At 40.5% G+C, this 242-nt stretch carries 1 protein-coding gene; it reads left to right on the top strand.

The genetic code is table 11. The annotated features are described in order from the left end of the window. Positions 1–242: transposase (locus tag NI468_RS16210; RefSeq protein ID WP_338149778.1), on the top strand; the 242-nt coding region annotated here is incomplete at both ends.

The raw sequence follows: 242 nt of genomic DNA, 5'->3' as shown, positions 1-242 counted from the left end.
ATGCGGTGATTCCACCTAGAAAAAATGCGAAACCATGGAAAGATACAAAGAGTAGCTCGCTAGAGCGAAATGAATTACTTCGAACAGTTAAACGTTTAGGCAGGACATTATGGAAAAAATGGTCAGGCTATCATCGCCGCAGTTTGGTGGAAACCAAGATGCATTGCATCAAATTATTAGGCGATAAATTAATGGCAAGAAGCTTTCCTAGTCAGGTGAATGAAATTCATGCACGTGTAGCA

Source organism: Acinetobacter lwoffii, from assembly GCF_024129355.1.
Classification (GTDB): Bacteria; Pseudomonadota; Gammaproteobacteria; order Pseudomonadales; family Moraxellaceae; genus Acinetobacter; species Acinetobacter lwoffii_I.
This window is presented reverse-complemented; position numbering and strand designations above follow the sequence as displayed.